Genomic DNA, 12,685 nt, shown 5'->3' on the forward strand with positions numbered 1-12,685 from the left:
TCGCGACTGCGCAGTCCCGCGGCTTTATTCACAATCATGGATCCATCAATCGATACGGGTGCCGGCGTTGCGGGCGCGGTGACCCGGTGGCGTCGAACGGCACGCGATCACCTCGAGACCACGCCCCCCGCGGCCACGATCACGATCGCCTCGATAGTCGTGTCGCTCGCGGCGACCCTCGTCGGGTTCCTCGTCACGTCCCCGTACACGGTCGTCCCGTTCCTCGGCTTCCTGCTCGCGTCGGGATACGGGTGGGTTCGGTTCCAGGGGCTGACCGCGAGGACCGTGACCTTCCTGATGACCGTCTCGACCGTCCTCATCCTCTGTTTCATCACGGTGTTCATCTTCCTCGAGTCGATCCCCGTGCTCCGCTACGAGTCGGTGACGGTGCTCGGCGTCTCGGTGCCGGGGCTCCGGCTGTTCACCCAGACCCGCTGGGACGCGGTCGCGGCTCCCATCCGGTACTCGATGGTGCCGATGATCCACGGGACGGTGATGGTGACGGCGATCGCGACGCTCGTCTCCGCGCCGCTCGGGATCGCCGCGGCGCTGTTCCTCTCCGAGATCGCGCCGGCGGTCGTCCGCGAGGTCGTGAAGCCGGGCGTCGAGATCCTCGCCGGCATTCCCTCGATCGTCTACGGCTTCATCGGCTTCACCATCCTGAGCCCGTGGGCGTCGACGCAGTTCCGGACCACCGGCCAGGGGTCGTACCTCTTCGTCGGGATCGTCGTCGGCCTGATGGCGCTCCCGACAGTCGTCTCCGTCGCCGAGGACGCGCTGAGCAGCGTCCCCGAGTCGATGAAGAGCGGATCGCTCGCGATGGGCACGACCGACTGGCAGACGATGACGTCGATCACGATCCCGGCCGCCTTCTCCGGCGTCTCGGCCGCCGTCCTGCTCGGCGTCGGCCGCGCGATCGGCGAGACGATGGCCGCGACCGTGATGCTTCGCGGGGTTCCTCGGCTCACCGAGCCGCTGTACAACGTGTTCTACGGCCAGGAGACGCTCACCTCGCTCATCGCGAACAACTACGGGAACGCGAACGGGCTCCAGATGGACGCGCTGTTCGTCGCGGGCGTCATCCTCTTCATCACGGTGCTGTGTATCTCCGTCGGGTCCCAGTACGTCGAGTGGCGAATGCAAAAGAAGCTCGGGGGTGAGATCTGATGGCCGGCGCGGCCGAGACGGCGCTGGTCCGCGAGGACACGACGGGGACCGAGGCCGTCGCTGGCGTCGCGATCGCGCTCGCGGTGCTGCTCTTCGCGTTCGACGTCGGGGTGCTGTTCGACGTCGTCTCGATCGACGGAACGATCGCCGGGATCCCGACCGTCGCCCTGCTCGGCGGGCTGCTCGTCCTCCTCGGGGGCGCGGTCGTCTCCTTCGGCGTCGGGTCGTTCCTCGGGTACGTCGAGACCGAGCCGAGCCCGGACGCCGGCCTCGTCGCCGCCGCCGTCTTCACCCTCGTCTGGTTCGGACTCGGCGGAGCGGCGGCGCAGGCGGTCGCCGGCGGCTCCCTCCTCTGGCTCCCGGCGGCCGCCGCGACCGGCGGGCTCGCCTTCGCGGTGGCGGTCCTGACCCGAGAGGACCTGGGCTCGACGCTGCCGGCGGGCGCGGTGGCGATCGTCGTCGGGGTCGTCTACCTGACCGGGACCATCGGCCCGGCGTGGGCGTGGAACCTCGGGTTCGAACAGCAGGCGTCGATCACGGCTCCCTTCCTCGTTCCCGTCGCGACGGCGGGGTGCGCGCTGCTCGCCGGGTGGGCGGCCGCGAAGGCGTACGGCGGGTTCGGCGCCCGCGGCCGCCGGATGGGCGCGTACCTCCTCGTGTACACGAACGCGGGCGCGATCATCTCGGTGCTGTTCGTGCTGATCGCCTTCACCGCGTTCCGAGGGATTCCGGGGCTGTTGAACGGCGCGGCGGTCGGTCCCGGCGTCGGCCCGTCCGTCTCGGTACTCGGCGTCGGCGTCGCGCTTCCGGTGTCGGTGCCGTTCGTGACGAACGGCGTCGGCCTGCTGAACGACTTCCAGGGCGTCTTCCCGGCGATCGTCGGCACGATCTGGCTCGTCGTCGGGGCGGTCGCGTTCGCGGTTCCGCTCGGCGTCGGCGCGGCGGTGTTCCTGACCGAGTACGCCGAACGCGGCCGACTGACGCAGGCCGTCGAGGTCGCGACCAACGGGCTCTGGAGCACGCCGAGCATCGTCTTCGGACTGTTCGGCTTCACCTTCCTCGTTCCGCGGTTCGCGGGGAACAAGTCGCTGCTCTCCGGCATGCTGACGCTCGGGTTCATGCTCCTGCCGCTCGTGTTGATCACCAGCCGGGAGGCGCTGCTGTCCGTGCCCGACGAGTACCGGGACGCCAGCGCGGCCCTCGGCGTCACGAAGTGGCAGACGATCCGCAGCGTGGTCGTGCCGGCCGCGCTCCCCGGCGTCGTCACGGGAGTCATCCTCGGCGTCGGCCGGATCGCCGGCGAGACCGCGCCGATCCTGTTGACGATGACCGGCGGGACGTTCGTCTCGAGGGACCGGGCCGCGGACGTCATCGGCGGCTTCGCGTTCACGGCCCAGCCGCCGTTCGTGACGAACCCGGAGCTGTTACAGGCGACGACGGCGCTGCCCTTCCAGCTCTACGCGCTCATCACCGCCGGCGTCGGCCTCGGCGACAACGTCTCGAACCCGACCGAGTTCCAGTGGGCGACAGCGTTCGTTCTGCTGCTCGTCGTGCTGTCCTTCTACGCGATCGGCATCGGTACGCGGTACTACTTCCGGAGGCAACTTCGACATGAGTGACATCACCCAGACCACGGAGGCGGACAGCGCGGACACGACCGAGACGGCCGACGCGGCGTCGACCGGCGTCGACGGCCCCTCCGCGACGGGTCGCTCGTCGACGGAGACGACCGCGGGCGAGACGGACGAGCACGTCCGCGAGGAGTGGCGCGAGTACGCGTTCGAGGGCGACGCGAAGTTCGCCGTCGAGGATCTCGACGTGTACTACGGCGACGACCACGCGCTGAACGGCGTCTCGATCGAGATCCCCGAACGGAGCGTCACCGCGCTCATCGGCCCGTCCGGCTGCGGGAAGTCGACGTTCCTCCGGTGTCTCAACCGGATGAACGACCGGATCAAGAGCGCCCGCGTCGACGGCTCCGTCCGGATCGACGGCGAGGAGATCTACCAGGACGGCGTCAACCTCGTCGAACTCCGCAAGCGGGTCGGCATGGTGTTCCAGTCGCCGAACCCCTTCCCGAAATCGATCCGCGAGAACATCGCGTACGGCCCGGAGAAACACGGCGACATCGACACCGGCCTCCTGGCGCGGCTCCTGAACCGGAGCGACGCGGACGAGCGCGACCGGCTCGTGGAGCGGTGTCTCCGCGACGCGGCGCTGTGGGAGGAGGTCTCCGACCGGCTCGACGACAACGCGCTCGGGCTCTCCGGCGGGCAACAACAGCGGCTGTGTATCGCGCGCTGTCTCTCCGTCGACCCCGAGGTGATCCTGATGGACGAGCCGGCGTCCGCGCTCGACCCGATCGCCACCGCGAAGATCGAGGACCTGATCGACGACCTCGCCGAGGAGTACACGGTCGTCATCGTCACGCACAACATGCAACAGGCCGCGCGCATCTCGGATCAGACCGCGGTCTTCCTCACCGGTGGCGAGCTCGTCGAGTACGGCGAGACCGACCAGGTGTTCGAGAACCCACACAGCGAACGCGTGGAGGACTACATCACCGGCAAGTTCGGGTGATCATGCCCAGAGAACGCTATCAGGAGTCGCTCGAGGAGCTCCGGGCCGACGTGCTCGCGATGGGCGAGACGGTGACCGGGCGGCTCGACGAGAGCCTCGAGGCCGTCGAGCGGCACGACGAGTCGCTGGCGCGGGCGGTCATCGACGGCGACGAGGAGGTGAACGAGACGTACCTGCGGCTGGAGGACCGCTGTGTCGACCTGTTCGCGCTCCAGCAGCCGGTCGCCGGCGACCTGCGCTTCGTCACCGCCTCGTTCAAGGTCATCACCGACCTCGAGCGGGTCGGCGACCTCGCCGTCAATCTCGCCCAGTACGTGCGCGGAGCGACGCGAACCGTGGCCCCGGACGCCGAGATCGACGAGATCGCCCGGCTGGCACGCTCGCTTCTCGACCGGAGCCTCTCCGCGTACGAGACGGGGAACGCCGACGCGTGTCGGGCCGTGGCCGACGACGACGACGAGATCGACGCGCTCTGTGAGCGGGCCAGCCAGACGGTTACCCGCGACCTGATCGGGGGATCCGCCGGCGACGCGTGGGACGTCGAGCGGCTGTTGGACGACGTCTCTCGGGTGCTGTTGACGATCCGTGACTTGGAACGGGTGGCGGACCACGCCGTGAACATCGCGGCGCGGACGCTGTTCATGATCGAGAACGACCCCGAGCTGATCTACTGAACGATGGAAACGCGCAAGATACAGACCGTCGGAAACGGGACGTACACGGTGTCGCTGCCGAAGGAGTGGGCCGAGTCGCGCGGCGTCTCCGCCGGCGACGCCGTGACGCTCCACGAACACGTCGACGGCGTCCTGGCGATCCAGGAGGGCGAGGGCGGCGACGACACCGCGCCGATCACCGTCCGGGTCGAGTCCTCGGACCCGGAGACGATCGAGCGCACGCTGCGGGCGGCGTACGCGGCCGGCTCGCGGGAGGTCGTCCTCGAGCCGGAGGGCGGCCTCACGGCGGAACGGCGGCGCACGATCGATCGGGTCGCTCGCGGCCGGATCGGCATGTCGGTCGTCACGGAGTCCGAGACCGCCGCGACGGTGCGGATCCTCCTCGACCCCGAGGAGGTGTCCGTCGGCCAGTCGCTCCGGCAGCTCTCCTTCGTCGTGCGATCGATACATCGGGACGCGGTCGACGCCCTGGCGGACCGGGCGGCCTCCAAGGAGCCGGCGACGTTCGACTCGCGGGGGGAGCAGGCCGACCGACTCTCGGCGATGATCGAGCGGTCCGCCGTCCGCGGAGCGGCGGACCTGGCGGAGATCGACGCGCTCGGGTCGACCCGGTCGGAGCTGTTCGAGTCGTGGACCGCGATGCGGGAGTTGCGGCGCGTTCACGAGGCCGCGGCGGCGATCGGGGCCGCCGCGGGACGGCTGGACGCGCCGCCGGCCGAGGCCCGAACGGAGTCGTGTCGCGCGATCGGGCGTGCGGCCCGCGAGGCCGTCTCCGAGGGGGTCGCCGCCGTCCTCGGCGACGGCGACGTCGACGCCGCCCGGAGCGCGCTCGACGCCCGTGACCGGGCGCGCCGGCGGATCGAGGCGTTCGACCGGGAGCTGTCGGCGGGAGACGCCGACGCGTCCGAGCTGCGGCACGTCTCGCGGGAGCTCGGGCGGACCGCGGAGCGCGGCGCCGACGTCGCCGCGCTCGCGCTCCGTCGGGCGATCCGACGCGGAGAGACGGTGGCCGACCGGGAGCCGGAGCGCGGACCGGCGGAGTCTCCGAGCCGGTAGCGACGCCGTCGAGGGGACCGATCGCTCCGCTCCCGACCGTTCGCGCGTACTCGGTAAACGCAACGCCTGTAACCCCTCGGGGAGAGGTGGGTCGTATGACCGTCTGTGAAGCGCCGGGGAAGGTGTATCTCTTCGGCGAACACGCCGTCGTCTACGGCGAGCCCGCGGTGCCGGCGGCGATAGAGCGCCGCGCTCGAGTGACCGCCGAACCCCGCGAGGACGACCACGTCCGGGTCACCGCCACGGACCTCTCGCTCGACGGATTCACCGTCGAGTACGCCGGCGGGACCGGCGACCGCCCCGACATCGACGCGCCCGCCCCGCTCGTCGAGGCCGCGATGGGCTACGTCGACGCCGCGGTCCGGCAGGCCCGATCGGCGGCCGACGCGCCCGACGCCGGCTTCGACATCACCGTCGAGAGCGAGATCCCGTTGGGTGCGGGGCTCGGTTCGTCGGCCGCCGTCGTCGTCGCGGGGATCGACGCGGCCACTCGCGCGCTCGGCGAGCCGCTCGACCGCGAGGAACTGGCGGACCGCGCCTACCGCGCCGAGTTCGAGGTCCAGGAGGGCCAGGCGTCGCGTGCGGACACGTACTGCTCGACGATGGGCGGTGCGGTACGGGTCGAGGGCGACGACTGCGAGCCGATCGACGCCCCCAACCTCCCGTTCGTGATCGGGTTCGACGGCGGCGCGGGCGACACCGGCGAGCTCGTCGCCGGCGTGCGACGGCTCCGCGAGGAGTACCGGTTCGCGGCCGACACGGTTCGGGCGATCGGCGACATCGTGCGCGACGGCGAGGAGCTGCTGGCCGAGGCGGTCCCCGAGGCCGACCCCTCCCGCGAGCTGCTCGCGGAGCTCGGCGACCTGATGAACTTCAACCACGGGCTGTTGGCCGCGCTCGGCGTCTCGGCGCGCTCGCTCGACGCGATGGTGTGGGCCGCGCGGGACGCGGGCGCCCACGGCGCGAAGCTCACCGGGGCCGGCGGCGGCGGCTGTATCGTCGCGCTCGACCCCGGCGCGGAGACGCCGACCGCGCTCTCGTTCACGCAGGGGTGCGAGGAGGCGTTCCGCGCCGAACTGGCCACCGAGGGCGTCCGGGTGGTGGAGCCGTGACCGCCGGGACTCCGGCCGGCCGGTCGGCGGACCCGCCCGTCGTGCTCAAGCTCGGCGGGAGCGTGATCACGGAGAAGGACCGGCCCGAGACCGTCGACGAGGCGGCGCTGGCGGCCGCCTGCGACGCGGTCGCCGGCGCGATCGCGGCCGGCGCGGTCGCCCGGCTCGTCGTCGTCCACGGCGGCGGGAGCTTCGGACACCACCACGCCAGCGCGCACGGGATCTCGACGACCGAGGGAACCCACGACGCCGACGCGGCCATGGACGTTCACGGCGCGATGGCGCGGCTCAACCGGGCCGTCCTCGCGGCGCTTCACGACCGCGACGTGCCCGCGGTCCCCGTCCACCCGCTCTCGCTTTCCGCGCGGCCGGCGGGCGTCGACGGCGACCTCGACCTGCCGCGCTCCTCGACGGCGACGCTGCTCGCGGAGGGGTTCGTTCCGGTGCTTCACGGCGACGGGGTCGCGACCGCCGGCGAGGGGGTGACGGTCGTCTCCGGCGACGAGCTGGTCGTCGAGCTCGCCGCGGGGCTCGGCGCCGAGCGCGTGGGCGTCTGCTCGACCGTCCCCGGCGTCCTCGACGAGGAGGGGGCGGTGATCGAGCGGATCGACTCCTTCGAGGCGGTCGCCGACGCGCTCGGCGCGAGCGACGCGACCGACGTTTCGGGGGGAATGGCGGCGAAGGTCAGGGAACTGCTCGAACTCGACGCGCCCGCCTCCGTCTTCGGCCCGGAGGGGCTGGAGGCGTTCCTGCGCGGGGACGCGCCGGGGACGCGGATCGACTGACGCGTCTCGACCCCTCGGGCCCCCTCAGTCGTCCGTCTCCGATATCGGCTCCGCCCCGCGAACGATACACACGTGTCCCCCGTCGGTCGTGTGTGTCAGGACCAGGCGTTCGCGGATCAGTCGACCGTCCTCGTCGCGGGCGGTGGCCTCCCCGGTCCAGTGGCCCTCCTCCGTCACGATCGGGAGGATCTCGTCGGTGAACCGCGCGATCTCGTCGTCGGGGTAGAACGTCTCCCAGTGGCGGCCGACGACCGCCTCGGGGGACCGGCCGTACACCGAGGCGTACGCCTCGTTGGCGAACAGGTATCGCCCGTCGGCACCGAGGATCCCGATCGGCTCGTTGGCGGCCTCCAGCGCCGCGATGCTCCGTTCGACCTGCCGCATGAGCCGGCTCCTGTCGACCGCGTTCCGGAGGCGGTTGACGAGCACCTCGAACTGGTCGCTGCCGCCGTGCTTCTGGAGGTAGTCGGTGACGCCCGCGGAGATTGCCTCGCTCGCGACCTCCTCCGATCCCTTGCCGGTGAACAGCACGAACGGGAGCTCCGGGTCGTCCTCGCGGACCCACTCGAGGAGGTCGATCCCGGTGCCGTCGGGCAGGTCGTAATCACAGACGACGGCGTCGAAGTCGGACTCCCGGTACCGGGCTCGTCCCTCCTCGATCGTGGCGACGGCCTCGTGGTCGATCGTCGGCGCGAGCCGGTCGAGGTACGTCGCGGTGAGATCGGCGAAGGCGGCGTCGTCCTCGACGTGAAGCAGCCGGATCGGGGCGCTCGACTCCGAGCCGTCGTGCATACGAAACCGGTATCTCCGCGTGGCATAAGCCCTTCGACGCTCGAACCGACCGCCGTACCGAACCCTTATTCGCGCCACTACCTTCCTCCCGGACATGAACGAAGCGGACGTCAGGACGCGGCTACGGGAGGTGACCGATCCCGACCTCGGCGACGACGTGGTCTCGCTCGGGTTGGTGAACGGGGTCGACCTCGACGAGGCGGAGGGAACGGTCCACGTCTCGCTCGCGCTCGGCGCCCCGTTCTCGCCGCACGAGTCGGCGATCGCCGACGACGTGCGGGCGGCGCTCGCGGACACCGGCCTCGACGTGGAGCTGTCGGCGTCGATCCCCGACGACCTCTCGACGGCCGAGCAGGTGTTGCCCGACGTCGAGAACGTGATCGCGGTCGCCTCCGGCAAGGGCGGCGTCGGGAAGTCGACGGTGGCGGTGAACCTCGCCGCCGGGCTCTCCGAACTCGGCGCGCGGGTCGGCCTCTTCGACGCGGACGTGTACGGCCCGAACGTCCCGCGGATGGTCGCGGCCGAGGAGCGCCCGCGGACCGACGGCGAGACGATCGTGCCCCCGGAGCGATACGGGGTGAAGCTCATGAGCATGGACTTCCTCACCGGCGAGGACGACCCCGTGATCTGGCGCGGCCCCATGGTCCACAAGATCATCACCCAGCTCGTCGAGGACGTCGAGTGGGGCGAGCTCGACTACCTCGTGATGGACCTGCCGCCGGGCACCGGCGACACCCAGCTCACGATCCTCCAGACGCTGCCGCTCACCGGCGCGGTGATCGTCACGACGCCGCAGGACGTGGCGCTCGACGACGCGGTGAAGGGGCTCCGGATGTTCGGCAAACACGACACGAACGTCCTCGGGATCGCGGAGAACATGGCCGGGTTCCGGTGTCCGGACTGCGGCGGCTTCCACGAGATCTTCGGCTCCGGCGGCGGGAAGGCGCTCGCGGCCGATCACGACCTCCCGTTCCTCGGCGGGATCCCGCTCGATCCGGCCGTGCGAACCGGCGGGGACGACGGCGCGCCGGTCGTGCTCGGGGAGGGCGACACCGCGGACGCGTTCCGGGTGCTCGTCGAGAACGTCGCGAACAACGCCGGCGTCGTCCGACGCCGCGAGGCCAGCGAGGGACGATGACCGGGGGCGAGGAACGGGAGGAACGCCGGAACGATCCTGGCGACGACGGCGAGACGCCCGCGGACCCGCTCGAGGCCGCCGGGGTCGACCCGGTCGTGCCGGAGTCGGCGACCGACGCGGCGGGCGAGGCGTTCGCGGACGACGCCGAGGTCCGGGAGTTCCTCCGGGAGGTCGCCGACGACGTGCGGGGCGACAGCTCCGAGAGCAAGCAGCTCTCGGCGGTGTTGTACCGCGTGTCGGACCTGTACGATCCCGACGAGTCGACCTCGCCGGAGGAGATCTACCTCAACGTCCGCCACATCATGCGGATCAAAGAACAGGGCGGGATCGAGCGGTAGACGCGGGGGACGAGAGCCAGGGCAGGGATTTGAACCCCGGAAGTCTCGATTACAAGTCGAGTGCATGAACCACCCATGCTCCCCTGGCGCGGCCGGACGTTCTCGGCGCTCGTATGAGTGCGTGTCGCTTTCGGCGAACCTCCCGAGTCGGTCTCCGGGACGACTCACGTCTCCTCGTCAAGCTCCTTGCGGAGTTCGACCCGGTGGAGATCGTACCCGTGATCGGCGTAGAACGACCGCGCCCGCTCGTTGTCCGCGAGCGCCTCCAACGCGACCGCGTCCGCGCCCGCCTCCGCCAGCTCGCGTTCCGCCGCCGCGAGCAGCGCCGACCCGATCCCCTCGCCGCGGCGATCCGCCGACACGAACAGGTTGCTCACGACCCCCCGCGTACAGTCGCGCTCGTAGCCGTCGCGCTCGATCGAGAACGCCACGAAGCCGACGACCGTCTCCGCCGGGGCGGCCGTCCCGTCCCCGTCCCGCGCCACGAGGAGCTCGCCGGTGACGACGCTCCGGGCGATCCACTCCCTGACCGCCTCCCGGTTCGCCGACGCGAGCAGGGTCGAGCCGTGCCGCCGCTGGCCGCGGGCGAGCGTCACCCAGCGGTCGGCGATCGCGTCGACGTCGTCGACGGTCGCCGCGACGATCCGCGGTTCGTCGGGTTCCGACACGGCTCGCCGTAGTACTCCGCCGCGTTTGAGCCTGCCGCCCGATCGCCCCGGCTCAGACCTCCCGGCAGTTCGGACAGATCGCCTGTCCGTTCGCGTCCGCGAGATCCGGTACGAGCGCGCCACACACCTCACAGACGCCCTGCGTCGGGACGCCTCCGGCGTCCGTCGAGGACGCGGTCCGAGCCCGTTCGGAGCCCCGCGCCGCGTCGGCGGTCCCCGACCGCGTCGTCTCGAGACGCGCGCCGTTCCGCACGTCGGCGGCGGCCGTCGGCTCCTCGGGGGGATCCTCCTCCCGCGCCGCGCCCGCGGCGAGCGAGTCGCGCGCGGTGACGACCCCGACCGCCTCGCCGTCGGCGGCGACGACGACGCGGTCGACCCCCTCCGCGACCAGCCGCTCCTCGACGGCCCGCAGCCCGTCGTCGGGCGCGACCGTCGGCAGCGGCGGCCGCATCACCGAGCCCACGGTCGCGTCGTCGGCGTCGTCCTCGAGGACCGCCGCGAGCGCGTCCCGCGCGGCGAGCCGGCCGACCGCCTCCCCGCCGCGGAGGACGACCAGACAGTCGGTTCCCTCCTCGACCAACAGGGCGGCCGCGTCGGCGAGCGGGTCCGACTCGCTGACCCCGAGGAACTCCCGATGCATCACGTCACGGACCGTGGTATCTATGCGCATACTTTCGGATCGGCGGCGACCGGCTAAAAACTGCCCCCGGTACCGTTATCACGCCTCCGGGCGTAGACCACCCTTCGGTGGGCGATCCGGGTCGACTCGGGACGATCCGGGGCGACTCGGGGCGGGTCGGTCCGGAGTTCGGAGCGCGGCGCGAAGGGGAGCCTTGAAACGCCCCGGCGCCGGAACCTGGGTATGACCATCCCCTCGTTCGTGATCGGGATCGCGGGAGGGACCGGCGCGGGGAAGACGACGGTCTCCCGGCTCGTCACGCAGAACCTCGGCGACGACGTCACGCGGATCCCGCTCGACAACTACTACGAGGACCGCTCGGAGCTCTCCGTCGAGGAGCGCCGGGAGGTCAACTACGACCACCCCTCCGCCTTCGAGTGGGACCTCCTGCGCGAGCACCTCGAGACGCTGTTGGAGGGCCGGCCGGTCGAGATGCCCCAGTACGACTTCGAGGTCCACAACCGGAAGGACGAGCGGATCACCGTCGAGCCGACCGACGTCATCGTGCTCGAGGGGATCCTCGCGCTCCACGACGAGCGGATAAACGGGATGATGGACCTCCGGCTGTACGTCGAGACGGACGCCGACGTGCGGATCCTCCGGCGGATCCGCCGCGACGTGCTCGAGCGCGGCCGCGACCTGGAGGGCGTCATCGACCAGTACCTCTCGACGGTGAAGCCGATGCACGAGCGGTTCATCGAGCCGACGAAGGGCCACGCCGACCTGATCATCCCGGAGGGGGCGAACAGCGTGGCGGTCAACCTGATCGAGGAGAAGCTCCACGCCGAGATCGAGGGGAACGCCGTGCGCAACTGGGAGCGCGGGAGCCTGGAGCGCGAGCTCGCCGAGAAGCGGTCGCCGGACCTCGACGCGGAGAACTGAGACGGCCGGCCGGCGCGTGTCACACCCGCGATCGGCGACGGGTCAGCCGAGGCGTACGTCCGGATCAGCCGAGCCGCTCGTCGAGGATCAGCCGGGTCTTCGTGGACTTGACGTCGTCCAGCTCGCGCGCCTGCGTGATGAGCTCGTTGACGGCGCGGGTGTCCACCGCGTCGACGACGAGGACGATGTCGTCCTCGCCGGAGACCTGCCAGACGAAGTCGACCTCCTCCCACTCCACCATGCGCTCGCCGACCGCCGCGGTGTCGACGTTCATCTCCACGGAGATCTCGATCATCGCCTTCACGTTGCCGGTCCGGGTGGTCACCGTGAACCGCTCGATGATGCCCTCCTCGGTCAGTCGGTCGACGCGGTTTCGGACCGTCCCCTCGGAGGTGCCGACCCGGTCGGCGATCTCGGTGTAGGGAGTTCGCGCGTCCCGTCGAAGGATCGAGAGGATCCGGCGGTCGAGGTCGTCCATACGGCGGGAAGGTCCGGCGACGACTTACCGCTTACGAAGATCGTAACTCGACTTCGAACTCCACAGCGAGATCGACCCGTGAATGCGATGTTCGCAGTCAAGCTCGGTAACCCCCGGAGAGGGGGGAACTTCTCCTACTCGGATGCGGTCAATACAGATGAAGCAGTGGGCGATCGCCCGAGCGGTGGCGCGCCTCCGAGCGCCCAAGGGGCGCGAGGAGTCCGCGAGGGACGCGGCGAGCGGAGCGAGCCGCAGCGAGGCGCTACGCGCCTCTGGCAGCCGGCGGCGAAGCCGCCGGCGACGAGGCTGGGGAGGGGTGAGGTGCGGGGCTGTGCG

General features: G+C 71.1%; 14 protein-coding genes and 1 tRNA gene. 10 read left to right on the forward strand and 5 right to left on the reverse strand.

All coding sequences use genetic code 11. The features are described 5' to 3' along the window. The first annotated feature begins 36 nt into the window (after nt 1-36). The 7 genes from pstC (at nt 37) to DJ70_RS01090 (ending at nt 7,374) form a co-directional block, all read left to right on the forward strand. Nucleotides 37-1,167, forward strand: a complete 1,131-nt coding sequence (pstC, locus tag DJ70_RS01060) for a phosphate ABC transporter permease subunit PstC (RefSeq protein ID WP_094529348.1) — start codon at nt 37-39, stop codon at nt 1,165-1,167. Next, nucleotides 1,167-2,786: a phosphate ABC transporter permease PstA gene (pstA, locus tag DJ70_RS01065; protein WP_094529351.1), complete on the forward strand. Its 1,620-nt coding sequence runs from the start codon at nt 1,167-1,169 to the stop codon at nt 2,784-2,786. Before pstC ends, pstA begins: the two co-directional genes overlap by 1 nt. After that, nucleotides 2,779-3,747: a phosphate ABC transporter ATP-binding protein PstB gene (pstB, locus tag DJ70_RS01070; RefSeq protein ID WP_094529354.1), complete on the forward strand. Its 969-nt coding sequence runs from the start codon at nt 2,779-2,781 to the stop codon at nt 3,745-3,747. Before pstA ends, pstB begins: the two co-directional genes overlap by 8 nt. Before the next feature lie 2 nt (nt 3,748-3,749). Beyond that, entirely contained in the window at nt 3,750-4,421 is a 672-nt protein-coding gene (gene phoU, locus DJ70_RS01075) for a phosphate signaling complex protein PhoU (protein ID WP_094529357.1), read from the forward strand. A gap of 3 nt (nt 4,422-4,424) precedes the next feature. After that, entirely contained in the window at nt 4,425-5,477 is a 1,053-nt protein-coding gene (locus tag DJ70_RS01080; RefSeq protein ID WP_094529359.1) for an AbrB/MazE/SpoVT family DNA-binding domain-containing protein, read from the forward strand. A 95-nt stretch (nt 5,478-5,572) separates the two neighbouring features. Beyond that, a complete protein-coding gene (gene mvk, locus DJ70_RS01085) occupies nt 5,573-6,589 on the forward strand; it encodes a mevalonate kinase (protein ID WP_094529362.1) in 1,017 nt (338 codons plus the stop codon). Further along, nucleotides 6,586-7,374 (forward strand): isopentenyl phosphate kinase, encoded by a 789-nt coding sequence (locus tag DJ70_RS01090; protein WP_094529365.1) that lies wholly within the window; start codon nt 6,586-6,588, stop codon nt 7,372-7,374. Before mvk ends, DJ70_RS01090 begins: the two co-directional genes overlap by 4 nt. A gap of 24 nt (nt 7,375-7,398) precedes the next feature. Here DJ70_RS01090 and DJ70_RS01095 read toward each other — a convergent pair whose 3' ends face one another. After that, nucleotides 7,399-8,166 carry a response regulator gene (locus DJ70_RS01095; RefSeq protein ID WP_179233917.1) on the reverse strand — a complete coding sequence of 256 codons (768 nt, stop codon included), beginning with the start codon at nt 8,164-8,166 and terminating at the stop codon, nt 7,399-7,401. Nucleotides 8,167-8,260: 94 nt separating this feature from the next. On the opposite strand from DJ70_RS01095, the gene DJ70_RS01100 reads away from it, so the two are divergent. Both DJ70_RS01100 and DJ70_RS01105 read left to right on the forward strand, forming a co-directional pair. Beyond that, nucleotides 8,261-9,304, forward strand: coding sequence for an Mrp/NBP35 family ATP-binding protein (locus tag DJ70_RS01100; protein ID WP_094529371.1), 1,044 nt, complete (start codon nt 8,261-8,263; stop codon nt 9,302-9,304). Next, the gene (locus tag DJ70_RS01105) at nt 9,301-9,642 is read left to right on the forward strand and encodes a hypothetical protein (protein WP_094529374.1); all 342 of its coding nucleotides are present in this window, start codon (nt 9,301-9,303) and stop codon (nt 9,640-9,642) included. The genes DJ70_RS01100 and DJ70_RS01105 overlap by 4 nt, the downstream gene beginning before the upstream one ends. A gap of 14 nt (nt 9,643-9,656) precedes the next feature. On the opposite strand, the gene DJ70_RS01110 is transcribed toward DJ70_RS01105, so the two are convergent. The 3 genes from DJ70_RS01110 to DJ70_RS01120 all read right to left on the reverse strand — a co-directional run bounded on the left by DJ70_RS01110 (nt 9,657) and on the right by DJ70_RS01120 (nt 10,980). Next, a tRNA-Thr gene (locus tag DJ70_RS01110) sits at nt 9,657-9,730 on the reverse strand. A 76-nt stretch (nt 9,731-9,806) separates the two neighbouring features. Then, nucleotides 9,807-10,310: a GNAT family N-acetyltransferase gene (locus DJ70_RS01115; protein WP_094529377.1), complete on the reverse strand. Its 504-nt coding sequence runs from the start codon at nt 10,308-10,310 to the stop codon at nt 9,807-9,809. A 52-nt stretch (nt 10,311-10,362) separates the two neighbouring features. Continuing rightward, a complete protein-coding gene (locus DJ70_RS01120; protein WP_094529380.1) occupies nt 10,363-10,980 on the reverse strand; it encodes a CBS domain-containing protein in 618 nt (205 codons plus the stop codon). A 192-nt stretch (nt 10,981-11,172) separates the two neighbouring features. Here DJ70_RS01120 and udk point away from each other — a divergent pair, with 192 nt between their 5' ends. Next, nucleotides 11,173-11,871 carry a uridine kinase gene (gene udk, locus DJ70_RS01125; RefSeq protein WP_094529383.1) on the forward strand — a complete coding sequence of 233 codons (699 nt, stop codon included), beginning with the start codon at nt 11,173-11,175 and terminating at the stop codon, nt 11,869-11,871. Between the two features lie 64 nt (nt 11,872-11,935). Here udk and DJ70_RS01130 read toward each other — a convergent pair whose 3' ends face one another. Then, entirely contained in the window at nt 11,936-12,349 is a 414-nt protein-coding gene (locus DJ70_RS01130) for an Lrp/AsnC family transcriptional regulator (protein ID WP_066417468.1), read from the reverse strand. Between the last annotated feature and the right edge of the window lie 336 nt (nt 12,350-12,685).

Origin of the sequence: Halorubrum halodurans, from assembly GCF_002252985.1 — an archaeon.
GTDB lineage: Archaea > Halobacteriota > Halobacteria > Halobacteriales > Haloferacaceae > Halorubrum > Halorubrum halodurans.

What these genes read in the sequence shown, in the direction of transcription:
- pstC (WP_094529348.1), top strand. Translation starts at nt 37, where the DNA reads ATGGATCCATCAATCGATACGGGTGCCGGCGTTGCGGGCGCGGTGACC.
- pstA (WP_094529351.1), top strand. Translation starts at nt 1,167, where the DNA reads ATGGCCGGCGCGGCCGAGACGGCGCTGGTCCGCGAGGACACGACGGGG.
- pstB (WP_094529354.1), top strand. Translation starts at nt 2,779, where the DNA reads ATGAGTGACATCACCCAGACCACGGAGGCGGACAGCGCGGACACGACC.
- phoU (WP_094529357.1), top strand. Translation starts at nt 3,750, where the DNA reads ATGCCCAGAGAACGCTATCAGGAGTCGCTCGAGGAGCTCCGGGCCGAC.
- DJ70_RS01080 (WP_094529359.1), top strand. Translation starts at nt 4,425, where the DNA reads ATGGAAACGCGCAAGATACAGACCGTCGGAAACGGGACGTACACGGTG.
- mvk (WP_094529362.1), top strand. Translation starts at nt 5,573, where the DNA reads ATGACCGTCTGTGAAGCGCCGGGGAAGGTGTATCTCTTCGGCGAACAC.
- DJ70_RS01095 (WP_179233917.1), bottom strand. Translation starts at nt 8,166, where the DNA reads ATGCACGACGGCTCGGAGTCGAGCGCCCCGATCCGGCTGCTTCACGTC.
- DJ70_RS01100 (WP_094529371.1), top strand. Translation starts at nt 8,261, where the DNA reads ATGAACGAAGCGGACGTCAGGACGCGGCTACGGGAGGTGACCGATCCC.
- DJ70_RS01105 (WP_094529374.1), top strand. Translation starts at nt 9,301, where the DNA reads ATGACCGGGGGCGAGGAACGGGAGGAACGCCGGAACGATCCTGGCGAC.
- DJ70_RS01120 (WP_094529380.1), bottom strand. Translation starts at nt 10,980, where the DNA reads ATGCGCATAGATACCACGGTCCGTGACGTGATGCATCGGGAGTTCCTC.
- udk (WP_094529383.1), top strand. Translation starts at nt 11,173, where the DNA reads ATGACCATCCCCTCGTTCGTGATCGGGATCGCGGGAGGGACCGGCGCG.
- DJ70_RS01130 (WP_066417468.1), bottom strand. Translation starts at nt 12,349, where the DNA reads ATGGACGACCTCGACCGCCGGATCCTCTCGATCCTTCGACGGGACGCG.